The sequence below is a fragment of the Streptomyces siamensis genome (assembly GCF_039543605.1).
Lineage (GTDB): Bacteria > Actinomycetota > Actinomycetes > Streptomycetales > Streptomycetaceae > Streptomyces > Streptomyces siamensis.
In genome coordinates this window covers 145112-167594 of sequence record NZ_BAABKB010000005.1, presented here as the reverse complement: position 1 = coordinate 167594, position 22483 = coordinate 145112, and the positions used below count along the sequence as shown (strand labels likewise).

Sequence of the window (22483 nt, the reverse complement as noted above, 5' to 3'; positions counted from 1 at the left end):
ATTGAGTTCAGGGCCAGCGCACACGCCGGTGGGCCGTCGAGTCTCCGGCAGAGCTAATCGAGGGGCACGAATGTCCGGACTGATCGACACCACGGAGATGTATCTCCGCACCATCCTCGAACTCGAGGAGGAAGGCGTGGTCCCCATGCGCGCCCGGATCGCGGAGCGGCTCGACCAGAGCGGCCCCACGGTCAGCCAGACGGTGGCGCGCATGGAGCGCGACGGCCTGGTGGCGGTCGCCAGCGACCGCCATCTGGAACTCACCGAGGAAGGGCGGCGGCTGGCCACCCGGGTGATGCGCAAGCACCGTCTCGCGGAGTGCCTGCTCGTCGACGTGATCGGTCTGGAGTGGGAGCAGGTGCACGCCGAGGCGTGTCGCTGGGAACACGTGATGAGCGAGGCCGTCGAGCGGCGCGTCCTGGAGCTGCTGCGCCACCCGACCGAGTCGCCGTACGGCAATCCGATCCCCGGCCTGGAGGAGCTCGGCGAGAAGGACGGCGCCGACCCGTTCCTGGACGAGGGCATGGTGTCCCTGTCCGAGCTCGACCCGGGCATGGACGGCAAGACCGTGGTGGTCCGCCGGATCGGCGAGCCGATCCAGACGGACGCGCAGCTGATGTACACGCTGCGGCGCGCGGGCGTGCAGCCCGGCTCCGTGGTGAGCGTGACCGAGTCGGCGGGCGGGGTCCTCGTGGGCAGCGGCGGTGAGGCCGCCGAGCTGGAGGCGGACGTCGCCTCCCACGTGTTCGTCGCCAAGCGCTAGCGCCCGTGTCCCGGGCGGCGCTGCGGGGCCCGTGCCCGTGACGGGCCGACCGCGCCGCCCACCGGAGGCGTCGGCGTGACCGGTACCCGCGAGGGGCAGCTCCCGGGGGCCGGCGCGGGGACGGCATCGGCCGGTCCCGCGCCGGTTCCCGGGCGCACGCCGTCCCGTGTACCGCGCATTCCGGCCGATCTGCTTGGGACATGTCAACTCCCGCGGCGCCAGGGGCAGTTGTGGTGTCTCCGCGATCCCGCCGAAACCAAGATTCAGTGTGCGGAATCGCAGCGGTGGGACCGTATGCGTGCGAGGCTGTCGCGTGAGGCATATGACCTGAGGGCTCTTGACCGTGTCCGAGAGCGATGGTGCGCGGTCGGGGAGGGGGCGCAAGGATGTGCCGTAGTCGTGGAGAGGGCCCCGGCGCCGCATGGCGCCGGGGCCTGTCCTCCCCTGTGCTGACCCGGAGCCCCGAGCTCTCAGGGTCAATCCCCTCGGACCGGTTTCCCCGAGCGGTCCGCCTCCCGCTGAAGATCTCCCCTCGGCGGCGGCGGTCAATCCTGGGACATGGTCACTCGAATGAGGGGTGTTGCAGCCAGGAGGCCCATTTTCGAAACCCCATTCGATAACGTGGCGGTGCGTCAGGGGTACATGTAGAGCAGCACATCAGCAGGAGCAGCGGCAGGAAGCGGTACGAGTGGACCGGCCGGTTCGAGCGGGAGCGAGCCGGTCCGAGCGAGCTAGGGGGGTGCCCGATGGTGCGGCGCATCGACGTGAGGGGGACGGGCGGCGTACGCCTCGCCGCCTGGGAGTTCGCCGACCCGCCGAAGACCGACCCGCCCAGGGCTTCGGAGGAGTCGCCCGGCGTGCTGTTACTGCACGGCCTCATGGGCCGTGCCTCGCACTGGGCGTCCACCGCCCGCTGGCTCTCCGAGCGGCACCGTGCCGTCGCGCTCGACCAGCGCGGCCACGGCCAGAGCGACAAGCCGCCGGAGGCCGAGTACACCCGCGAGGCCTATGTGGAGGACGCCGAGGCCGCTCTCGAACAGCTCGGTCTCGCCCCCGCCGTCCTGATCGGCCATGCCATGGGCGCGCTGACCGCCTGGCAGCTCGCCGCCAAGCGCCCCGACCTCGTCCGCGGAGTGATCATCTGCGACATGCGGGCCTCCGCGCTCGGGGCCGCGTCCCAGCGCGAGTGGGAGGACTGGTTCAAGGCCTGGCCCGTGCCCTTCGCCACCCTCGCCGACGTGCGGAAGTGGTTCGGTGAGGACGACCCCTGGGTGGAGCGCCCCAACCCGTCCCGCGGCGAGTTCTACGCCGAAGTGATGCACGAGTCCCCGGACGGCTGGCGCCCGGTCTTCGAACCGGAGCAGATGCTCAAGTCCCGCCAGACCTGGGTGTACGACGCCCACTGGGAGGAGCTCGCGCAGGTCCGGTGCCCCGCCCTGGTCGTCCGGGGCCTCGACGGCGAACTGGGCCGGGCCGAGTCCCAGGAGATGGTCCGCGTCCTGCCGCGTGGCCAGTACGCGGAGGTGGCCGACGCCGGGCACCTCGTGCACTACGACCAGCCGGAGTCCTGGCGCGCGGCCATCGAGCCGTTCCTCGACGGCGTCCTCACCGGCTAGGTCCCGCGCCGACCTCGGCGCCCGCACCCGGGCGGCGCCCGCACCCGGGCGGCGCCCGTACCAGGGCGGTCCCGCACCCACGACCTCGCCCCGGCCCGCATCCCGGCCCGCGTCTGGGCTCCATGACGGGGCCGCGCCCCGGACCTGGCGTCGGCCGCCGTCCGTGCTCGGCGGCGGAGCGTCCGCGCCCGGCGCCCCTCGGGGCACCGCTTCGGCCCGCACGGGACCGGTCCCGGCCCGTGGCTCAGCCCTTGCTGACCGCCGCCAGTATCTCGGGCAGTCGCCCCGCCGTCCGCGGTGCCGCCATCCGCAGCCCCAGCTCCGTGATCAGGGCCCCGTACCCGGCGCCCAGCGGCAGCACCAGCCAGCTCCAGTCGTCGCCGCCCGACGTCACGTTCAGCCAGATGGTCAGCGCGATGACGGGGGCCGCGAGAAGCGCCGCCGAGACCATGCCGCCGACGACGGAGATCCAGGCGAGGCCCGCCTGCCCCGGGGCCACGTTCTTGTAGCCCTCCTGCGGGATCGAGTACGGGAAGCGCGCCGAGGACCACGCGCCGGTCGCCAGCATCGCGCCGAGCAGCGCGAAGGACAGACCGAGCACCTCCGGCAGCTTCGGCCAGTCGCCGAGCATCGCCGTCGTCAGGACGGTCACGAGCGTCGCGTACGGCAGGGTGATCACCAGCAGCGCCAGCGCACGTCCGCGCAGCTCGACGTACGCGTCCCGGGTGGACGAGATCGTCATCGCGACGATCCAGAACGCGGACGTGTCCTGCCCGAACTGGTTGTACATCTGGATGCCGAGCATCCCCGCGGCGAAGCACGCGAAGTAGATCGAACCGGTGCCCTGGAGAGCGTTGAACACCGGCACGATCAGCCCGATGGCCAGCGACGTCACCCATGCCGCCTTGGTCTTCGGATCGCGCCACACATAACGCAGGCTGCGCTCCATGACGGTCCCGGTGCGCCCGGGCGGCAGCAGCCGGGCCGCTCCCGACGCCCCCTTCTCCCGCGCGGCCGGCTCGGCCGCCTGAAGGGTCGAACCGTCCGGCGAGGTCATCAGACGGGTCAGATGACGGGACCACAGTGCCAGCAACCCCGCCAGGGCGGCCACGGCCAACAGCAGTTGGACCGTGCCGGTCGCGTACGACCCGTCGCTCACCGAGTCCACCGCACCGATCGCGGAGGCGGGCGGCACCCAGCGCAGTACGTCCGCCACGGGGTCGAGCTGCGACAGGCCGCCCGCCGAACCGAGCCGCTGCGCACCGAAGTTGACCAACTGCGCGCCGACCGCGATCACCAGACCGCTGAGCACCGCCAGATCACGGCCCTTGCGGCTGGACAGCAGCCGGATGTTGGCGGCGGCGACGGCCCGTGCGAGGGCCACGGAGACGAGGAGGGCGACGGCCACGGCGACGACGGCGGTGACGTACGCCGCCGCGCCGTGCGCGACGGAGATCACCGAGCCGAGCAGCAGACAGAGCGTGAAGAGCGGCCCGACGCCGACCAGGGAGGCCGCCAGCAACGCCCGTACCAGCGGCCGCGGACGCAGCGGCAGCATCACCAGGCGCGTCGGGTCGAGGGTCTCGTCGCCGCTGGGGAAGAACAGCGGCATCACGGCCCAGCCGAGTGCGAGCAGCGCCACCAGCAGCAGGGCGACGGCGGGGGCGTGCGTGTTGCCGCGCAGCGCGATCAGGCCGATCAGCTGGAGGGCGGCGAAGAGCAGGACGAGGACGACGGAGGAGATGTACGCGGCCCGCCGGCCGGCCGACTGGCGCAGCCCGTTGCGCAGCAGCGACAGCTTCAGCCGTACGACGACGGGGGTGATCGACGCGGCCGAGACTCCGGTGGCGGCGCTCATCGTGCCCCGCCGCCCAGCCAGTCCAGATCGGCCCCGGCGGTGCGGCCCTGCGCGCCGACCAGTTCGAGGAAGGCTTCCTGGAGGGAGGGCGCGCCGCCGCGGACCTCGGTGAGCGGGCCGTGCGCGCGGATGCGCCCCGCGGCCATCACGGCGACCCAGTCGCACAGCGACTCCACCAGCTCCATCACATGGGAGGAGAACACGACCGTGGCGCCGGAGCCGGTGTAGCGCTCCAGGACACCGCGGATCGTCTGCGCGGAGACGGGATCGACGCCCTCGAACGGCTCGTCGAGGAAGAGGACCTCCGGGTTGTGCAGGAGGGCGCAGGCCAGGCCGATCTTCTTGCGCATGCCGGTCGAGTAGTCGACGACGAGTTTGTGCTGGGAGCCCGCGAGGTCGAGCACGTCGAGGAGCTGGGTGGCGCGCTTGTCGACCTCGGCGCCGGGCAGACCGCGCAGCCGACCCGTGTAGGCGAGGAGTTCGCGCCCCGAGAGCCGTTCGAACAGCCGCAGTCCCTCGGGCAGCACGCCGATGCGCGCCTTCACCTCCACCGGGTCGCGCCACACGTCGTGGCCGACGACCTCGACGGTGCCCTGGTCGGGCCTGAGCAGCCCGGTCACCATCGACAGCGTGGTGGTCTTGCCGGCCCCGTTCGGGCCGACGAGCCCGATGAACCGGCCCGCGGGCAGTTCCAGATCGATCCCCGCGACGGCGATCTGTTCCCCGAACCGCTTCCAGAGCCCCTGTACGCGTACGGCGGGCACACCGGCCCCTGCTCCCTCGGTCATGCGAGAACCCTACGTGGGTGCGGTGCCGTCCCCGGAAGTCCGGAGACCGGCGGGCGGGCGCACGGCGACCGCGGACGGCCGTGCGCCCGCCGACACCGAACGGCGGTGACGGGTGAGGCGGTCGGCGGCGCTACCGGTCCCGTCCGCACGCGTACGCCAGTGGCGAGATGAGCTCCTCCGCGTCCGGCAGCCACCGGTTGGCGGGCGTGGGGCGGCGGGCCCACTGCACGGCGCCGCGGGAACCGAAGCGGGTGGGCGGGGCGGCCACGTACGCGCCCTCGCCGAGCGCCAGCAGATCGAGGGAGGCGGGCGGCCAGCCCAGCTTCCGCACCAGGTCGGGGACCTTCGCGGCGGCACCCGGGAGCACGAAGAAGTGCATGCGGCGGTCCGGGGTGCAGGTGACCGGACCGAGGGTCAGCTCCATGCGCTCCATGCGGGCCAGGGCGAGGAAACCGGCCGTCTCCGGGACGTCGATCGCGTCGAACGTCCGCCCCGTGGGCAGCAGGATCGACGCCGTCGGCTGCTTCGACCACAGCCGGCGCGCGACGGTCGCACTGCCCGTCGCCTGAGTCGCCCAGTCCTCGCGCGCCGGGTGCGCGCCGGGTGAGGCGCACGCGGGTTCGCCGCAGGAGCAGTGCTGCACCCCGTCGGCGGCTTCCAGCCAGGTGCCCGGGACGACGTCCCAGTGGCGTTCATCGGCATAGCGCACGGCGGTTTCCTGCAGCGATTCGCCACGCTGCTGGGGGATATGTGCGGACTCGGTGCCTGCCATGGTCTTTTCCACGTGGAACTCAACTCCCGTGTCCACCTCGGGTTACGGGGGACACACGCGCGGGGGAGGAGCATCGATTCCGCGTCTGGGGCGCATGGATGCACGTGTGGGGGCGCGCGGGAGAAACGGCCGCGGGGAGTGGGTAGGCAGCGGTGGGGTCGGCAACCGCCTTTACCCCGGCAAACCTCACATGTCTCGCATCTTCGGCATGTCTGCGGGGCATTGATCTTCCTGGCCGACTTCTTTCGGTGCGGTCGGCCACTGAAGACACGTCAAGTCGGTGCGCGGGCAGGCACCGCAGCCACGGGCGGGTGAGTCGAAGGGGCGTGCCGGTGCGAGGGGCGACGCGCAAGGGCCCGCGGGGCCCGAGCGCGATCGCCCGCTCGGCACCGGTCGGCGCGCCCCGGAGGCGAACCGCCGGAGAGCAGGGGGTAGCCATGGCCGCAAGGCCTCTCATCGCCAGGCAGCCGAACGAACGGCTCCAGGCGCTCATCCAGGAAGCGGGCTGTTCCAACGCCGGGCTCGCGCGCCGGGTCAACATGTGCGGCGCGGAACACGGTCTCGATCTGCGCTACGACAAGACGTCCGTGGCGCGCTGGCTGCGCGGACAGCAGCCGCGCGGGCGGGCCCCGGCGATCATCGCGGAAGCGCTCGGACGCAAGCTGGGCCGTACGGTCACGATCGACGAGATCGGCATGGCCAACGGCAAGAACCTCGCGTCCGGCGTGGGCCTCCAGTTCTCGCCGACCGTACTGGGCGCCATCGAGCAGGTCTGCGAGCTGTGGCGCAGCGACGTGGGACGACGGGACTTCCTGTCCGGCTCCTCGGTCGCCGCCTCCGCACTCGTCGAACCGAGCCGGGACTGGCTGATCTCCGCGCCGGACGCCCAGGTGGCGCGTTCGGCGGGCCCGCGGGTGGGGCTCTCGGACGTGGCGGCGGTCCGCGCGATGACCCAGGCGCTCGTCGACCTGGACCACCAGTACGGCAGCGGGCATGTGCGCCCGGTGGTCGTGCACTACCTGAACAGCGTGGTGTCGGGACTGCTCGCCGGCTCCTACCGGGAGGCGGTCGGGCGCGACCTGTTCGCCGCGGTCTCACGGCTGACGGAACTCGCCGGGTACATGGCCGTCGACACCGGCCAGCCGGGGCTCGCCCAGCGCTACTACATCCAGGCCCTGCGACTCGCCCAGGCGGCAGGCGACCGCGGGTACGGCGGCTATGTGCTCGCCGCGTCCATGAGTCATCTGGCCGCGCAGCTCGGCAACCCGCGTGAGATCGCGCAGCTGGCGCGCGCCGCGCAGGAGGGCGCGCGGGGGCGGGTGACGCCCCGCGCCGAGGCGATGTTCCACGCCGCGGAGGCGCGCGGGCACGCGCTGATGGGCGACGCGCGCGCAGCCCAGCTGGCGTCCGGACGCGCGGTGACCGCACTGGAGGGTGCGGACGCGGCCTCCGGGGACGATCCGACGTGGATCGCGCACTTCGACGAGGCGTATCTCGCCGACGAGCTGGCGCACTGCCACCGCGACCTGGGGCAGGCGGAGGCGGCGGCGCGATGCGCGGAGGAGTCTCTCGCCGGGCACCCCGAGTCGCGGGCCCGGCGCAGGGCGATCGGCTATGTGCTGCTCGCCACGGCACAGGTGCAGCAGCGCGAGGTGGAGCAGGCCTGCCACACCGGGATGCGCGCCGTGGAGTTGCTGGGCACGCTGCGTTCCAACCGGGGCGCGGAGTATCTGGACGATCTCCAGCAGCGGCTGGAGCCGTACCGGGACGAGCCGGTGGTCCGGGAGTTCGGCGCGCGGATGGACCTCCAGGCGGCGGCCTGAGCCCGGGGGCGGGCACGCGGGCGACATGAACGCACGGTCCGCCCGGGCGTGAACGGCGGGGAAACGGACGCGGCGGTGAAGAAGGGAGCCATATACAGCGCCGCGCGGGACGGATTCGTTACCCGGGTCACAGGGGGCGGGCGTCACGTCCCGTGCTGCGTGGCACCGGGTTGTGGGGACCCGGTAGCGTGAGCCGACGATTCCGAAGGTCCCCCATTCGTAGGAGTCCCGGTGACGCAGAGCGGACAGGGCGAGGAGCCCTCGGCGCGGCCCGCGCGCGAAGGCATCGTGCTGCCCTCCGACGGTGGCGCGCCCCTGCTGCCCGGTACGGCGGGCGACGCCGCGACCCCGGCGGGCGGCCAGGCCTGGGGCCGGCCGTGGGGCCCGGACCAGTCGGCCGCGCCCGCGCCCGGCAGCGCCGAGGGCTGGGGAGCGCCCCAGAACGAGGCCCAGGCATGGGGAGCCGCCGAGCCGCCGGCACCGGCCGCGCCCGCCTCCGACTGGGGGACCTCCGACTCCTCCCAGGGCTGGGCCGCCTCCGGCGCGCACGCGGCTCAGCAGCCGCAGGGATTCGCGCCGCAGCCGCCGGCCGCTGCGGGCCCGCTGCCGCCCGAGGGCGCGCAGGCCCCGTTCGGTGTGCCGGGCGGCGCCGCTCCGCAGGCGCCGGGCGCGCACGCGGGCAACGGGTACGGTTACCCGCCCCCGGTGCAGCACCCCGGCGTCGCTCTCCCGCAGGAAACGGGCGGGTACGGCAACCCCGGCGCGGCTCTCCCGCAGGAAACGGGCGGGTACGGCAACCCCGGCGCGGCTCTCCCACAGGCCACGGACGGCTACGGCAACCCCGGGGCTCCGGCCTCCGCGCCGCTGCCGCAGGCTGCCGTGGACGGTGCCACGCAGTACATACCTCACATACCGCCCGCCCCGGCCGGTGACGAGGGAGCGACCCAGTTCATCCCGCCCGTCCCCGCCACGCCCGACGAGGGCGCCACCCAGTTCATCCCGCCGGTCGCCCCGGGGGCACTGCCGCCCGAGATGCTGGCCGGCGACGCCACGCAGTTCCTCGGCCGGGCGCCGCAGGGCGGACCCGGGGCGGGGACGCTGCCCACCGGCGGACACCCGGACGCCGAGGCCACCCAGTTCATCGCCCCCGTTCCCGCACAGTCCGGGTCTGAGCCGTACGGCATACGTCCGGGCGGTCCGGAGGACCGGCAGCCCCCGGCGGAGTTCGACAACCTCTTCCGCAGCGAGCCGGAGGGGCCGGCGTCGACGCAGCAGATGCCGCGCTTCGACCCCTCGGCCCAGCAGGCCCCGCACGGTGCGCAGGCCCCGTACGCGTCCCCCGCCCCGGGCGGCCGGGCCGCCGCACGGCGCGGCGGCACCCCCGACTTCGAGCAGGGCGGCGGCCGCGGTGGGCGCAGCGGCTCGCGCATCCCGGTGATCGCGGCCATCGGCATCGGCATCGTCGTGCTCGGTGTCGGCGCCGGTGCGCTGCTCAGCGGCGGCGGGGACTCCAAGGACGACGGCAGCAAGACCGTGTCGGCGACGGCTCCGGCCACGCAGGAATCGGCGTCGCCGGCCGCGGACCCGGTCAAGGCGCAGGCCGTCGAGCTGGACAAGCTCCTCGCGGACAGCAGCAACAGCCGTGACTCGGTGATCAAGGCCGTGGCGAACGTGCGGGCGTGCAACAACCTGGACCAGGCGGCCAGTGACCTGCGCGACGCGGCCAAGCAGCGGGGCGAGCTGGTCACCCGGCTCGGCGCGCTGTCCACGGACAAGCTTCCGAACCACGCCGCGCTGTCCACCGCGCTCACCAACGCCTGGAAGGCCTCGCAGTCGGCCGACAACCACTACGCGGCCTGGGCCGACCAGGTCGGCGGCAAGAAGGGCTGCCGCAAGGGCCATGCCCGCGAGACCGGGCAGACCCAGGCGGCCACCCGGGCCAGCGGCACGGCCTCCTCGGAGAAGGAGAAGGCCGCCCGGCTGTGGAACTCCATCGCGTCCAAGTACGGACTGACGCAGCGGACGCGGATCCAGTTGTGAGCCGTCCCTGATCGCGGGAGGGCGCGGGTGATCTCAGTCCGCGTTCTCCAGCGTCCTGGACACGTTCACGAACCCGCGCCGCTGCGCGGTCAGCAGCCCCTGGCGCACGACCTGGAAGGTGACGTCGGCGTTGACCAGGCGCGGGAAGTCGACGGCCGCGATCAGGTCCTCGAAGCGCCAGCTGAGCGTCGGGGTGAGCCCGCCGGTGGTCACCTTCAGTCCGTTGTCGAGGGCGCGCCGGATGGCCAGTGAGGTCACCTTCTCGTCGCCGAGCGACTCGAGGACCGCCTTCAGCACGGTGTACGCGATCCAGGTGGTCTGCACTCCGGCGTCCGCGGGGTCGATCCGGTTGTCGCCGAAAGCCTGCTCCTTGATCACGGAGCGCATCTGGTCCCAGCGGGAGTCGTTCGAGGTCGGGTACCAGCCGGTGACGAAGGAGCCCTCGTACGGGCTGGACCTGCCGCCCGTGGCGTCGATCAGCGACTGGTCGACGCTGCCGAGCACCGTGCCCGTGCTCACCTTCGGATAGTTCTGGCGGTCGCGCCGGAAGGAGTCCATGAAGGTGTCCGTGCGGTCGCCGAGCGCGGGCACCACACAGCCCCGCTCGGCCGGGTCGGAGGTGGCGTGGGTGAGCGCCTGCTGCGTCTGCCGTGCGTACTCCGTCGCGTCCTCGGCGGCCCGCTGGTCCGCCGCGGCCGAGTGGGCCCGCGACTTCAGGCCCGAGTCGAGCAGCACCGGGAGCTGGTCGCCGGCGATGGTGTCGGGACGGATCAGCGCGACCGGACCGCAGTTCTTGCCGAGCTGTTCGCCGAGCCCGGCCAGCAGCGCGGGCTCGCCACCGTTGACGGGGTAGGACAGCGGGCTGGTGAACTCGTCGTCGGTGACGCCGTAGCCGCCGATGTAAGGGATGCCCGCGCTCTCCAGCGGAGCGAGGAAGTCCCGGCTGTGCTGGCTGTAGGAGCCGACGACCGCGACGACGTTCTCCTTCGCCGCGCGCTGCGCGCACTGCGCGGCGAACACGGCGTCGTTGTGGTCGTTGCAGGTGAGGACCTTGAGCGGGTGGCCGTTGATCCCGCCGTGCGCGTTGACCCAGCGGGCGTAGGCCTTCGCCATGGCCGGCATGCCGGGTTTGTTGGTCGCCGAGGTCTTCTCGGGCGCCCAGGTCATGACGGTGACGGAGTCGTCCCCGGAGCCCCCCGTGGCACCAGGGATGACCCCGCATCCGACGGCGATCGACGCACACGCGGCCAGCGCGCCCGCGGACAGCAGCGTGGCCCTCAGGGGCCGGGGGAGGACGGAGGAGCTGATGCGCGTACGCCGACTGCCGGTCATGGACACGCACGATTCCGTCACATCACTAACCTTCGAGTGACCCGTGGTCAATGGAAGGTGACACAGAGGTGAATTGCGGGGGCCGGTGATCCGGATTTCACGGGGAACGTACGATCGATGACCGTGCAAGGTTCGGAGAACTCTTCCCGTCGCGGCCGTCGCTCATCCACCATGGGCGGCATGCCACTCAACGACATGCCGTGGTGGCGCTGGCGCAGCAATGTGCGCTCCGCGCTGCACATGCTCTCCGACCCCGCCTTCCAGCGTGACGTCTGGCTCGCGGGCATCGACGGGTACGGGGACGTCACCGACGCCGTGTACCGCCTGGTCGAGGACACCTGGCTGGACAACTGGTCCGCCGAGAAGTACGTCGGCACGATATTCCGGGACTCCCAGGAGGCGGCCCTCGTCGACACCGCGGTGCTGCGCGTGCTGCGGATCATGCACCAGGTCGGGCCCGACGCGCCGGTCTCCGCGTACCTCGATCACCACGCGTGGCCGGAGGCCGTCCGCGCCGCGCGCGACGCGCACGTGCGGCTGGCGGCGAGCGACGGCGAGGACCCCGACGCCCCGCCGCGCACGCTCGAAGTGCTGCGGATCCTGACGCGCTCGGCCTAGCGGCCGCCACGCCCCGACGGCGTCCGGGTGGCGGGACGGCTGCCCGCTCCGGGGGTCTGATATGGGACCCTGTGCTGCATGAATGAGCAGTCCGTCCGCGGGGCCGCACCCGCCGCCGAGCAGTACGTCCTGATCCTCTCCTGCCCGGACAAGCAGGGGATCGTGCACGCCGTGTCGAGCTATCTGTTCATGACCGGCTGCAACATCGAGGACAGCCAGCAGTTCGGCGACCACGACACGGGACTGTTCTTCATGCGGGTCCACTTCTCGGCCGAGGCGCCGGTGACCGTGGACAAACTGCGGGCGAGTTTCGCGGCGATCGGTGACTCCTTCCACATGGACTGGCAGATCCACCGGGCCGAGGACCGGATGCGGGTCGTCCTCATGGTCAGCAAGTTCGGCCACTGCCTGAACGACCTGCTGTTCCGCGCACGGATCGGCGCACTGCCCGTCGACATCGCCGCCGTGGTCTCCAACCACACCGACTTCGCCGAGCTCGTGGCGTCGTACGACGTCCCCTTCCACCACATCCCGGTGACCAAGGACACGAAGGCGGAGGCGGAGGCCCAGCTCCTCGAACTGGTCCGCGGCGAGAACGTCGAACTCGTCGTCCTGGCCCGTTACATGCAGGTCCTCTCCGACGATCTGTGCAAGCAGCTCAGCGGGCGGATCATCAACATCCACCACTCCTTCCTGCCGAGCTTCAAGGGCGCGAAGCCCTACCACCAGGCCCACGCCCGGGGCGTCAAGCTGATCGGCGCGACCGCGCACTACGTCACCGCCGACCTCGACGAGGGCCCGATCATCGAGCAGGAGGTCGAGCGCGTCGGCCACGACGTGACGCCCGACCAGTTGGTCGCCATCGGCCGTGACGTCGAGTGCCAGGCGCTGGCGCGGGCCGTCAAGTGGCACGCGGAGCGCAGGATCCTGCTGAACGGGCGCCGGACGGTGGTCTTCGCCTAGGGGCGGTCCGAGCCACCGCAAAGGGTCTCCCTCCTGCATCCGGCTCGGGGGTACCACCCCCTGCACCCGGCCCGGCGACTACATCCGGCTCAGTGACGCCGCGGCGAAGAGCACGTCCCTGATCGCCTCGCGGTCGCCGTCCTGACCGGCGGCGGCCTCCTGCGGGGAGACATGTCCCGCGGCGAGGCGGCAGAACTCCACGCCGTCCAGCGCGACATGGGCCACCTCCCGCTCCGCGGAACCGACCGCGCCCGGCGAGTCGAGCGGGATCATCCACTCACCGCCCCCGGACCCCTCGATCTCCAGGCGCAGGCTGCGCCCCGGCGCCCCCGCGGCGACCAGATGACGGGCCGGGGCCTCGGAGAGCCCCGCCCGCCGCCGCCCGGCGAGCGTCGCGGGCAGCATCCGCGCGGCCAGGTCGATCATCTTGTGCAGATGCCGGGGCGCGGGCGGCTCGTACGGGTAGTCGACGGCCTCCGCGATGTCGCCCGCGTGCACCCAGCACTCGAAGGCCCGGTCCAGCATCGCGTCGCTCAGCGGCAGCCCGAAGCCGCCGTACGCCACGGTGAGCCCGCCCGAGCCGGTTCCGGCCTCGCCCGCCGAGGTCCCCTCGACGGCGAACGACACCGTACGGACGAGATGGTGGCTCTGCTCCCGCCAGGGCAGGCGCACGGCCCGGGTGGGCGGGAAGTGCGAGGCACGCCAGTACGCCTCGGTGCGGCCCTCCGGGGTGGCGGGGTCCGCGGACTCGGGGACGGCCGGACCGAGCGGGTCCTCCAGACCGAGCGCCGTCGCGACGAGCCCGTCGACGCTCAGCAGGTGCGCGATGACCCCGGCGACCGTCGTACGGCGGCTCACCGGCCGGTCGGCGGCGAACCAGCGCAGCCGCACCGGCGCATGCCACTCGGCGCCCCCGATGTCCTGGAGCAGTGCGTCGAGCCGGGCGGTCTCGGCGTCGTACGGAGCCGCCCAGTCGGGCACCGGGATGCGCGGCGGGCGCCGGTCGAGGCAGCTCTCCAGGACACGGGTGCGCAGCGTCGGATCGAGGTCGAGGCTCTCGGGCGGGTGCAGCAGCCCGACCGCCTCGCGCAGCCGCAGCGCCTCGTCGGCGCAGGAGCCGCAGTCCCCGAGATGCTCCTCGACGGCCACCGTCTCCTCCGCCGAGCAGGCGGCCAGCGCCCATGCGCCGAGCAGGGACTTCAGCACCCGGTGGTCGAGGACGAGCGGCGCCGGGGCGGTGGCGGGGGCCGGGGCGGGCAGCGGGAGTCCGGTGTCCTCGACGGAGGAGCGGGGCAGCGGTATGCGCGGGGGCCCGCCGGGCTGTCCGGCGGCGCCGCCGTGCTCCGGGGAACCGGGGCCGCCCGGACCGGCGGAGCCGCCGCCCGCGGGGGAGCCGGGCCCGTCGTGCGGTGCCGCGCCGTCGTCCGTGCCGTGCCCGGCGTCCGACCGCTCGTCGGGCGCGTCCTCCCAGGGGCTGGTGCCGGGGGCCTCTTCCCGGTCGTCGCCTCCGACGCCTCCGTCGTGCGCGGCGTGTGCTTCGAGCGCGCCGAGTCCGTGCTCGTCGCGTTCGTCGCGTCCGTCGTGCCCGGATGCGTCGGGCCCGTGGGCTTCGTGCTCGTCGAAGGCCTCGAACCGGTCGGGTCGTCCGTTCACCGCGCACCCCCGTACTCGGGCGGGGCGCCGGTGGGGCCGGCGTCGTGGGCGGTGGACAGGAGCTGGAGCCCGAGACGGAGCCTGCGGCGGGCCTCGTCCTCGGTGACGCCCAGGTCGGCGGCCGCCTGGCGGTAGTCCCGGCGCTGGAAGTACGCGAGCTCCAGCGCGGCCCGCAGCGGGGCCGGCATGGACGTCACGATGTAGTCCGCGCGGGCCGCGACGGACGCGCTGCGCACCTTCCGCTCCAGCTCCTCAGTGGTGCCGTGGCCGCCCCGGGCGAGGGCGGCGGTCTCGTTCACCCGCAGGCGCTGTACGGCGAGGCGGTGGGTGAGCGTGGCCACCCAGGAGCGCAGCGGGCCCTGTTTGGGGTCGTACGCCTCGGGGTTCTCCCAGACGTGGGTGAACACCTCGCGGGTGATCGCGTCGGCCGCGCGCTCGTCTCCGAGCACGCGGTGGGCCAGACCGTGCACGAGCGAGGCGAACCGGTCGTAGAGCTCACCGAGCGCCGCGGCCTCCCCGCGTGCGAGCCGCTGCTGCATCTTGCGGTCCCAGCGGGGCGGTGTGTCCCTCTTCGCCATGCGGCCCCCCTCACCCCTGGTCGTGCCGGCGCCCGTCCCTGTCGCCCGTGCGTGTGCCTGTGTGCGTCCTGCTCCTGTCCAGCCTGTGTGCACGGCTGTCTCGAATGTAGTCGGCACGTCTGACGGCGCACGCCCCTTTGCGTCAATACGCGCCCCTGGACAGGCCCCAGATGGTAGAAGCCCATCATCTTCCCCATCGAATCCGATCAAAACGCGACCGAAGTAGACCGCAGTCGTCCGAAAAAGCGCGCTCGGCTGACATTTTCGACCGTGGACCGACGTTTCTTCCTGTGCGGACCGGTGTTTCATGGAACGACGGCTGGGCAGCCGCGCTGGAAGGAAGCGAAGCGACTGCTTCCGTTTCTGTTGGGCGAGGCGAGCGAGAGGCGTGGCGGTGACGCTCAAGGTGACCGACGGCGTACAGGGCGAGTGGGCCGTGCTCCGGGTGTCGGGCGAGCTGGATCTCCTCACGTCACCGGTCCTGCGCCAGCGGGTGCACGACGCGGTGGCCGAGGGCCGGCGAAGTCTCGTCGTCGACCTCTCCGAGGTCTTCTTCTGCGACTCCAGCGGTGTCGGCGTCCTCATCGCCACCCGTCGGCTCATCCGCTCCTGCCGGGGCCGGTTGAGACTGATCCTGCCCGCGCGCGGCGCGCTCGACGGCTCCCACGTCAACCGGGTCCTCGGCGCCCTCGGCGTGCGCCGGCTCTTCGACGTGTACCCGGACGTGACCTCCGCCGTCGACGAGGAGTCCAGCCCCCTGTCGGCGTGACGTGTTCCACCCCGCGGCCCTCCGGTGCCACACAGTTGTCCCAGAATTCCCGCGGTCTTGGTACAACCGTCGTTTTCCCGTGCCCGCGGCGGGTCCGGCGTCGTACGCTCCGTCCCAGATGAACCCCAGCCCGGTCAGACAGGAGACCGGCTGAGATGTAAGGCGGTCCGAACACACCATGGTCAGTACCGAGTACGAACGCAGGATTGCCGACCGGTTCGCCGGCTTCGACCAGGACGGCAACGGCTACATCGACCGTGAGGACTTCAGCGCCGCGACCAAGGCGGTCCTCGCCGAATTCGGTACGACGGCCCGGTCGGACAAGGGCCAGGCCCTGTACGGCGGCGCCGAGGCGTTCTGGCAGGGCATGGCGGGGATAGCGGACCGGGACGGCGACCAGCGCATCACCCGCGAGGAGTTCGTCAGCGGCGCGGTCAAGCGGCTGCGCGACAATCCCGAGCGGTTCGCGGAGATCGCCCGTCCCTTCCTGCACGCGGCCCTCGCCGTCGCGGACTCCGACGGGGACGGCGCGGCCACGGTCGAGGAGGCCGAGCGCGTCCTCAAGGCGCTCGGCGTGCGCGACGAGGTCGCCGTCGTGGCCGCGGCCGCGCTCGACACGGACTCCGACGGCCGGATCGGCGAGGCGGAGATCGTGACCGCGTTCGCCGGCTACTTCACGGTGCCGGAGTAGCACCGTCCCGTGCCGCCGGGCCCCCGCCCGGCACGGACGGTGCCGAATAGCGCTCCCTGAGCTTGTACTTGAGCACCTTGCGCAGCGTGTCGTTGCGCGGAAGGGCGTCCACCACCTCCAGCTGCTCCGGCAGCTTGTGCACGGACAGCCCTTCCCCGCGCAGGTGGGCGGTCACCGCGTCCAGGGTCAGCACGTCCGCGCCCGGCGGCTGTTCGACCACCGCGCAGACGCGTTCGCCGCGTTCGGCGTCCGGCAGCCCGATCACCGCGGCGTCGGCGACGCCGGGGTGCCGGTGCAGCAGGTCCTCGATCTCCTTGGCGGAGATGTTCTCGCCCTTGCGGATGATGATGTCCTTCAGCCGCCCGGTGAGGACGAGATGTCCGCTCTCCGTCAGATGCCCGACGTCCCCGGTGACCAGGAACCCGTCCGCGTCGAACGCGGCGGCGGTCTGCGCGCCGTCCAGGTACCCCTGGCAGACGGCCTCGCCGCGCAGCCGCACCTCGCCGTCCACGATCCGTATCTCCATGCCCTCCGGGGGCCTGCCCTCCGTGGTCGCCAGGTTCTCGGCGGTGTCGTCCGGCGCGCCCATCGTGATCATCGGGACCTCGGTCATCCCGTATCCGTGGGTGAGCTGCACCCCCATCTCCCGTACGACGGAGTGGTAGACCTCGGGCGGTTTGGGCGCGCCGCCGCCCGCGAGGAGCCGCAGGGTGGGGACGACGGGCACCCCGGGCTGCTTGCGCTGCTCGGCGAGGAACATCGAGTAGAACGCCGTGGAGCCGCCGGCCACCGTCACCCCGTGCCGGCGGTAGTCCTCCAGGGCGGCGGGCAGCGCGAAGTGCTCGAACATCACGGCCGGGAAGCCGTACAGCAGCAGCATCACCGTGTAGTCGGGCCCGGCGATGTGCGCGTAGGGGAACGCCATCGAGCCCACGTCGTCGGCCGTCAGACGCAGCGCGTGCGCGAGGCACGAGCCGCCCGCGATCAGCGAACGGTCCGTGTGCAGGACGCCCTTGGGGTCGGAGGTCGTGCCGGAGGTCCAGTAGATCCAGCGCACCGATGTGCCGTCGGCGGGCGGCGGCGGGAGCACCGCCGGATCGCCGTCCGGCAGTGCGTCGTACGCCTCGAAGACGCCCTTGGCGCCGAGCCGCCGTGCCATCGCGGTGTGGTCGAAGCCCCGCCACTGGCCCGGCACCGCGAAGAACTCCGCCCTGGACTCGCGCAGGGCGAAGCCCACCTCGCGGTCGCGGTAGAAGGGGATGACCGGGGACTGCACGGCGCCGAGGCGGGCCAGCGCGAAGGACAGCAGCGCCGTCTCGATGCGGGTGGGCAGCTGCCAGGCCACCACGGTGCCGGGGCGTACGCCCATGTCGTACAGGCCCGCCGCCACCCGCTCGGCGCGGTCGCGCAGCGCTCCGAAGCTCAGCGAACGGTCGTCCTGGAGGAGGACGGGCCGGTCGGGGGTGAGGGCGGCGCGGCGGTCCACCAGTTCCCAGAGCGTGCCCGCGGAACCCAGGGCGTGTGCGGTGTCGTTCACGTCGGCCCTCCTTCGGCCGGGTCTCGCCGGCCCGACTTCAGCTGACGGTCAGTCAGATCGTGGCAGAGCGTAGGGCTCGCCGCCTTGTCGGTCCATAGGTGCGGGGCTAGCCTGCTTGTGTCGAGAGATCTGACGGGTCATCAGATAAGTTCGCCAGGCGGAGGGGAACCATGACCGAACTGCCCCGCATCATCAGCGTCGACGACCACGTGATCGAGCCCGCGCACCTCTTCGAGACCTGGCTGCCGCGGAAGTACCACGACCGGGGGCCGAAGCCGCTGACCGCCGGCATCGGTGAACTCGCCTACGTGGGCGGCAAGTACCAGATCACGATGGACCCGGACGGCCCGCCCACCGACTGGTGGATCTACGAGGACCTCAAGTTCCCGTACAAGCGCAACATCGCCGCCGTCGGCTTCGACCGCGACGAGATGACGCTGGAGGGCATCACCCGCGCGGAGATGCGGCGCGGCTGCTGGGACCCCGCCGAACGGCTCCGGGACATGGACCTCAACCACGTCGAGGCCAGCCTCTGCTTCCCGACCTTCCCGCGCTTTTGCGGTCAGACCTTCGCCGAGGCGCACGACAAGGAGGTGGCCCTGGCCTGCGTGCGCGCCTACAACGACTGGATGGTCGACGAGTGGTGCGGCGACAGCGGCGGCCGGCTCATCCCGCTCTGCCTGATCCCGCTGTGGGACGTCGGCCTCGCGGTCGCCGAGATCCGGCGCAACGCCGCCCGCGGCGTGAAGGCCGTGACCTTCTCCGAGATCCCCACCTACCTGGGACTGCCGTCCATCCACTCCGGCTACTGGGACCCGTTCTTCGCCGTCTGCCAGGAGACCGGCACGGTCGTGAACATGCACATCGGGTCGAGCAGCCAGATGCCCGCCGCGTCCCCGGACGCCCCGCCCGCCGTGCAGGCCTCGCTGTCCTTCAACAACGCGATGGCCTCGATGATGGACTTCCTCTTCTCCGGGGTCCTCGTCAAGTTCCCGCAGCTCAAACTCGCCTACTCCGAAGGCCAGATGGGCTGGATCCCGTACGCCCTGGAACGCGCCGACGACGTGTGGGAGGAACACCGCGCCTGGGGCGGCGTCCGGGACACGATCCCGGAACCCCCGTCGACGTACTACTACCGGCAGATCTTCTGCTGCTTCTTCCGCGACAAGCACGGAGTCGCGTCCCTCGACGTCGTCGGACGGGACAACGCCACCTTCGAGACCGACTACCCGCACGTCGACTCGACCTTCCCGCACACCAAGGAGGTCGCCCTCGACCACGTGAAGGGCCTGGACGACGAGACGATCCACAAACTGATGCGCGGCAACGCGATCCGCATGCTCGACCTGGACCTGTAGTGGACCTGGACCACACTCCCGAGGAGGAGGAGTTCCGGGCCCGGCTGCGCGAGTGGCTCGCCAAGGCGCTCCCGACCCTGCCCGCGAAGCCGTCCCCCGACGACTGGCCGGGCAGACGGGCCTACGACCTCGGCTGGCAGCGGATGCTGTACGACGCCGGGTACGCCGGACTGCACTGGCCCGTCGACGCCGGCGGCCGGGGCGCCACCCCGACGCAGCACCTCATCTACCTGGAGGAGACGGAGAAGGCGGGCGCCCCCTACGTGGGGGCCAACTTCGTCGGGCTGCTGCACGCCGGGCCGACCATCGTCTCCGAGGGCACCGCCGGGCAGCGGGCGCGCTGGCTGCCGCCCGTGCTGCGCGGCGAGGAGGTCTGGTGCCAGGGCTTCAGCGAGCCGGACGCGGGCTCCGACCTCGCGGCGCTGCGCACCCGCGCGTGGCGCGACGGCGACGAGTACGTGGTGAGCGGGTCCAAGATCTGGACCTCGCACGCGGAGGTCGCGGACTGGTGCGAGCTGCTCGTCCGCACGGACCCCGACGCCCCCAGGCACCGGGGCATCACCTGGCTCGCCCTGCCCATGGACGCGCCGGGCATCACCGTCCGGCCGCTGCGCACCCTCGCGGGCTCCACCGAGTTCGCGGAGGTCTTCCTCGACGAGGTGCGCGTCCCCGTGGGCCACCGCGTCGGCGCCGAGAACGACGGCTGGCGGGTCACCATGGTGACGCTGTCCTACGAGCGGGGCACCGCCTTCGTCGGAGAGGTCGTCGCCTGCCGCCGGGTGCTGGGCGCCCTGGCCCGCCGGGCACGCGAGAACGGGCGCTGGGACGACGCCGTGCTGCGCCGCCGCCTGGGCAGGCTGAACGCCGAGTTCCGCGCACTGTGGCGGCTCACCCAGTGGAACGTCGGCGAGGCGCAGCGGACGGGGGCGGTGCCCGGCGTAGGCGGCTCGGTCTTCAAGCTGCGCTACTCGCACGCGCGCCAGGAGCTGTACGACGCCGCGGCCGAGGTGCTCGGCCCCGAGGCGCTCGACCTCGGGCAGGAGTGGACCCTCGACCGGCTCTCGTCGCTGTCGTACACGATCGCGGCGGGCACCTCGCAGATCCAGCAGAACATCGTGGCCGAGCGCATCCTCGGCCTCCCCAAGGGACGGTGAGCGGCGCGCCATGGACTTCCAACTCACGGACGACCAGCAGGCGTTGCGGTCCGGCGTACGGGAGCGGCTGGCGGCACGCTTCGGCCGCGACGCACTGCGCGCCGCCGTCGACGACGGGCCGCCGCGCCTGGACCGGGCCCTGTGGCGCGAACTCGGCGAGGCCGGGTTCTTCGCCCTGCGGCTGCCGGAGGCCGAGGGCGGTGTCGGGCTGGGCCTTCCGGAAGCGGTGCTCGTCTTCGAGGAGGCGGGACGGGTGCTGCTGCCCGGACCACTGATCGCGACGCACCTCGCGGCGGGGTCCGTGGCCGGTGCCGCCGCCGGCGAGACGGTGGTGACCGCCGTCGACGGAGGTCTCGTGGAGTGGCTGGAGGCGGCCGACGCGGTACGCGGGGACACGGCGGGCGCCGAACCACTGGCCTCGGTGGACCCGCTCACCCCGCTGCACCGGGTGCCCGCGTCCCCGGGCCGGGACCGTGCGGACGGCCGCGAGGCGGGCCGGGACGGCGTCGCGCGGCTCCTCACCTCGCTCCTCACCGCCGCGGAGCAGCTGGGCAGCGCCGCCCGCACCTGCGAGCTGGCCGTGCAACACGCCCGGACGCGCGAGCAGTTCGGACAGCCGATCGGCGCCTTCCAGGCGGTGAAGCACCTGTGCGCGCAGATGCTGGTGCGGACGGAGGTGGCGCGCGCGGCCGTCTACGCGGCCGCCGTGACCGGAGATCCGGTGGACGTCGCCGCGGCTCGGCTGCTCGCCGACGAGGCCGCCGTGCGCGGCGCCCGCGACTGCCTCCAGGTGCACGGCGGCATGGGCTTCACCTGGGAGTCCGACGTCCACCTCCATCTGAAGCGGGCCTGGGTGCGGACGTACCGTGCGGGCGGCGCTACCGAGAGTGAGGAGATTCTGTCCGGTGACCTTTCCGCGACGATCGCCTGAAAGGCCCCCTGGGCAGGCATGTCACGGGAAGAGGCCAAGAAATGTCGCGGATCGTGGCATACCGGAATTACGGAGCGTTGATATCGGGTTGTGTCCTAGGCGTGACTTGTCACGGCCTGGAGTCGGCGCCGGGCTCGGGTACCTTGTGTGGGATGCGAGTGGTTCTGAGGCCGAGCCATCCCGGTGTTGCCCGCGAGGCGGCGCCGGATCCGGCGATGCATGCCGCTCGTGAGGCGGGTCGGGCCCCCGAGCCCGCCTGTTCGACTCCCCATGGCGAGCGTCGCACAGTATGCCGCACGCGTACTCCTTCGCGCTGGAATATGCCCGAAGCGCTTGTTGGGGTGACTGTACGTCAACCATGCTGTCTCGTAAGGGAATCACGTTCCGTGATCCTTGTTCTGGCCATGCAGAAAATGGCTACGATCGTGGCCCTTGTGAGGCGCGAGGCGATGTGTCCGCCGGTTCGGATGGTGTGAGCGGTGCAGGTGCTTCAAGTGCAGCTGGAGATCCGGCCCGACCCCGCGGAGGTGGGGCGAGCCCGGCGATGGGCCAGGTCGAGGCTCGCCGGGTCCGGCATAGGGGCCGATGAACCGCTCGCCGAGACGCTGATCCTGCTCGTCTCCGAACTCGTCACCAACGCCGTGGTGCACACCGGCTGTCCGGCCGTGCTGCGGCTGTCCCTGCCGGGCGGGTGCGAGGCGGCCACCGTCCGCCTGGAGGTGGCCGACACCAGTGCCCGGCCCCCGATCCCCCGCCATGCCGAGGGTGACGAGACCAACGGCCGCGGCCTGGAACTCGTCGACGGACTGGCGGACCGCTGGGGCTGGAACCCCGAAGGCGCAGGCAAGCGCATCTGGTGCGAGGTGGACCGCTGCGCACCGGGAGCCTCGTCGGGTGCCGCCTATCCGGGCTACGAGGACTTCGCGTACGAGGCGGTCTAGGGTCTGCCTCCCGGGCCGGACGACGGTCCAGGGTCCGTCTCCCGGGCCACCCGTGCCGCCCACTGCGCGCAGCCGGGGTCGCGTCGGGGCTGCGGGGCCGTGAGCACCTTCGTCGTGCCGAGCTCGCCGTGCCGTGATGTGCCGCCGCCGCGCCGCCGTGCCCCTCGATGCTCCGTATCGCCGGCTTCGCCGGTCCGACGCGGCCGGTCCGCCCCGTCCGGAGCGCGGGGAGCACGATGCGGGCACATGCGCACGGACCCGCGGTGCCGGGCCGCGGTCGCGGCCGAATGCGCCGGGG

Annotated in this window: 19 protein-coding genes; 12 read left to right on the top strand and 7 right to left on the bottom strand. The window is 72.5% G+C overall.

Annotated elements, in window-relative coordinates:
- Positions 1 to 70: 70 nt before the first annotated feature.
- Complete coding sequence (locus tag ABEB03_RS12530) at positions 71 to 763, top strand: metal-dependent transcriptional regulator (RefSeq protein WP_028802813.1); 693 nt, start codon at positions 71 to 73, stop codon at positions 761 to 763.
- A 746-nt stretch (positions 764 to 1509) separates the two neighbouring features.
- Complete coding sequence (locus ABEB03_RS12525) at positions 1510 to 2379, top strand: alpha/beta fold hydrolase (protein WP_345646439.1); 870 nt, start codon at positions 1510 to 1512, stop codon at positions 2377 to 2379.
- A gap of 244 nt (positions 2380 to 2623) precedes the next feature.
- On the opposite strand, the gene ABEB03_RS12520 is transcribed toward ABEB03_RS12525, so the two are convergent.
- The 3 genes from ABEB03_RS12520 to ABEB03_RS12510 all read right to left on the bottom strand — a co-directional run bounded on the left by ABEB03_RS12520 (position 2624) and on the right by ABEB03_RS12510 (position 5797).
- Entirely contained in the window at positions 2624 to 4237 is a 1614-nt protein-coding gene (locus ABEB03_RS12520; protein ID WP_345646435.1) for a transporter, read from the bottom strand.
- On the bottom strand, positions 4234 to 5025 hold the full coding sequence (locus tag ABEB03_RS12515; RefSeq protein WP_345646432.1) for an ABC transporter ATP-binding protein: 792 nt from the start codon (positions 5023 to 5025) through the stop codon (positions 4234 to 4236). Before ABEB03_RS12515 ends, ABEB03_RS12520 begins: the two co-directional genes overlap by 4 nt.
- Positions 5026 to 5155: 130 nt before the next feature.
- Positions 5156 to 5797, bottom strand: coding sequence for a bifunctional DNA primase/polymerase (locus ABEB03_RS12510; protein WP_345646429.1), 642 nt, complete (start codon positions 5795 to 5797; stop codon positions 5156 to 5158).
- Positions 5798 to 6234: 437 nt separating this feature from the next.
- On the opposite strand from ABEB03_RS12510, the gene ABEB03_RS12505 reads away from it, so the two are divergent.
- Both ABEB03_RS12505 and ABEB03_RS12500 read left to right on the top strand, forming a co-directional pair.
- Complete coding sequence (locus tag ABEB03_RS12505) at positions 6235 to 7620, top strand: transcriptional regulator (protein ID WP_345646426.1); 1386 nt, start codon at positions 6235 to 6237, stop codon at positions 7618 to 7620.
- 231 nt (positions 7621 to 7851) lie between these two features.
- Entirely contained in the window at positions 7852 to 9660 is a 1809-nt protein-coding gene (locus ABEB03_RS12500) for a hypothetical protein (protein ID WP_345646423.1), read from the top strand.
- Between the two features lie 33 nt (positions 9661 to 9693).
- Here ABEB03_RS12500 and ABEB03_RS12495 read toward each other — a convergent pair whose 3' ends face one another.
- Entirely contained in the window at positions 9694 to 10992 is a 1299-nt protein-coding gene (locus tag ABEB03_RS12495) for an ABC transporter substrate-binding protein (protein ID WP_345646420.1), read from the bottom strand.
- Positions 10993 to 11109: 117 nt separating this feature from the next.
- Between ABEB03_RS12495 and ABEB03_RS12490 the strand changes: the two genes are divergently transcribed.
- Together ABEB03_RS12490 and purU are read left to right on the top strand one after the other, a co-directional pair.
- Positions 11110 to 11610: an SCO4402 family protein gene (locus ABEB03_RS12490; protein ID WP_095935045.1), complete on the top strand. Its 501-nt coding sequence runs from the start codon at positions 11110 to 11112 to the stop codon at positions 11608 to 11610.
- 78 nt (positions 11611 to 11688) lie between these two features.
- A complete protein-coding gene (gene purU, locus ABEB03_RS12485) occupies positions 11689 to 12573 on the top strand; it encodes a formyltetrahydrofolate deformylase (RefSeq protein WP_028802804.1) in 885 nt (294 codons plus the stop codon).
- A gap of 78 nt (positions 12574 to 12651) precedes the next feature.
- Here the strand turns inward: purU and ABEB03_RS12480 are convergent, their stop codons facing one another.
- Positions 12652 to 14226, bottom strand: a complete 1575-nt coding sequence (locus tag ABEB03_RS12480) for a zf-HC2 domain-containing protein (protein WP_345646411.1) — start codon at positions 14224 to 14226, stop codon at positions 12652 to 12654.
- Positions 14223 to 14804: a sigma-70 family RNA polymerase sigma factor gene (locus ABEB03_RS12475; protein ID WP_345646408.1), complete on the bottom strand. Its 582-nt coding sequence runs from the start codon at positions 14802 to 14804 to the stop codon at positions 14223 to 14225. Before ABEB03_RS12475 ends, ABEB03_RS12480 begins: the two co-directional genes overlap by 4 nt.
- Positions 14805 to 15192: 388 nt before the next feature.
- Here ABEB03_RS12475 and ABEB03_RS12470 point away from each other — a divergent pair, with 388 nt between their 5' ends.
- Positions 15193 to 15573, top strand: coding sequence for an STAS domain-containing protein (locus tag ABEB03_RS12470; protein WP_345646405.1), 381 nt, complete (start codon positions 15193 to 15195; stop codon positions 15571 to 15573).
- A gap of 178 nt (positions 15574 to 15751) precedes the next feature.
- Positions 15752 to 16264, top strand: coding sequence for an EF-hand domain-containing protein (locus ABEB03_RS12465; RefSeq protein ID WP_345646402.1), 513 nt, complete (start codon positions 15752 to 15754; stop codon positions 16262 to 16264).
- Here the strand turns inward: ABEB03_RS12465 and ABEB03_RS12460 are convergent.
- Positions 16248 to 17801 (bottom strand): class I adenylate-forming enzyme family protein, encoded by a 1554-nt coding sequence (locus ABEB03_RS12460; RefSeq protein ID WP_345646399.1) that lies wholly within the window; start codon positions 17799 to 17801, stop codon positions 16248 to 16250. The two genes, ABEB03_RS12465 and ABEB03_RS12460, sit on opposite strands and share 17 nt — an antisense overlap.
- A 170-nt stretch (positions 17802 to 17971) precedes the next feature.
- On the opposite strand from ABEB03_RS12460, the gene ABEB03_RS12455 reads away from it, so the two are divergent.
- From ABEB03_RS12455 to ABEB03_RS12440, 4 genes are all read left to right on the top strand, one after another.
- Positions 17972 to 19159 carry an amidohydrolase family protein gene (locus ABEB03_RS12455; RefSeq protein ID WP_095935040.1) on the top strand — a complete coding sequence of 396 codons (1188 nt, stop codon included), beginning with the start codon at positions 17972 to 17974 and terminating at the stop codon, positions 19157 to 19159.
- Entirely contained in the window at positions 19159 to 20313 is a 1155-nt protein-coding gene (locus ABEB03_RS12450) for an acyl-CoA dehydrogenase (RefSeq protein WP_345646395.1), read from the top strand. Before ABEB03_RS12455 ends, ABEB03_RS12450 begins: the two co-directional genes overlap by 1 nt.
- A gap of 10 nt (positions 20314 to 20323) precedes the next feature.
- Entirely contained in the window at positions 20324 to 21244 is a 921-nt protein-coding gene (locus tag ABEB03_RS12445; RefSeq protein WP_345646392.1) for an acyl-CoA dehydrogenase family protein, read from the top strand.
- Positions 21245 to 21723: 479 nt separating this feature from the next.
- Complete coding sequence (locus tag ABEB03_RS12440; RefSeq protein ID WP_345646389.1) at positions 21724 to 22185, top strand: ATP-binding protein; 462 nt, start codon at positions 21724 to 21726, stop codon at positions 22183 to 22185.
- Positions 22186 to 22483: the final 298 nt, after the last annotated feature.

Coding starts and splice junctions, on each gene's coding strand:
- ABEB03_RS12530 (WP_028802813.1), top strand. CDS start 71: ATGTCCGGACTGATCGACACCACGGAGATGTATCTCCGCACCATCCTC.
- ABEB03_RS12525 (WP_345646439.1), top strand. CDS start 1,510: ATGGTGCGGCGCATCGACGTGAGGGGGACGGGCGGCGTACGCCTCGCC.
- ABEB03_RS12520 (WP_345646435.1), bottom strand. CDS start 4,237: ATGAGCGCCGCCACCGGAGTCTCGGCCGCGTCGATCACCCCCGTCGTC.
- ABEB03_RS12515 (WP_345646432.1), bottom strand. CDS start 5,025: ATGACCGAGGGAGCAGGGGCCGGTGTGCCCGCCGTACGCGTACAGGGG.
- ABEB03_RS12510 (WP_345646429.1), bottom strand. CDS start 5,797: ATGGCAGGCACCGAGTCCGCACATATCCCCCAGCAGCGTGGCGAATCG.
- ABEB03_RS12505 (WP_345646426.1), top strand. CDS start 6,235: ATGGCCGCAAGGCCTCTCATCGCCAGGCAGCCGAACGAACGGCTCCAG.
- ABEB03_RS12495 (WP_345646420.1), bottom strand. CDS start 10,992: ATGACCGGCAGTCGGCGTACGCGCATCAGCTCCTCCGTCCTCCCCCGG.
- ABEB03_RS12490 (WP_095935045.1), top strand. CDS start 11,110: ATGACCGTGCAAGGTTCGGAGAACTCTTCCCGTCGCGGCCGTCGCTCA.
- purU (WP_028802804.1), top strand. CDS start 11,689: ATGAATGAGCAGTCCGTCCGCGGGGCCGCACCCGCCGCCGAGCAGTAC.
- ABEB03_RS12475 (WP_345646408.1), bottom strand. CDS start 14,804: ATGGCGAAGAGGGACACACCGCCCCGCTGGGACCGCAAGATGCAGCAG.
- ABEB03_RS12465 (WP_345646402.1), top strand. CDS start 15,752: ATGGTCAGTACCGAGTACGAACGCAGGATTGCCGACCGGTTCGCCGGC.
- ABEB03_RS12455 (WP_095935040.1), top strand. CDS start 17,972: ATGACCGAACTGCCCCGCATCATCAGCGTCGACGACCACGTGATCGAG.
- ABEB03_RS12445 (WP_345646392.1), top strand. CDS start 20,324: ATGGACTTCCAACTCACGGACGACCAGCAGGCGTTGCGGTCCGGCGTA.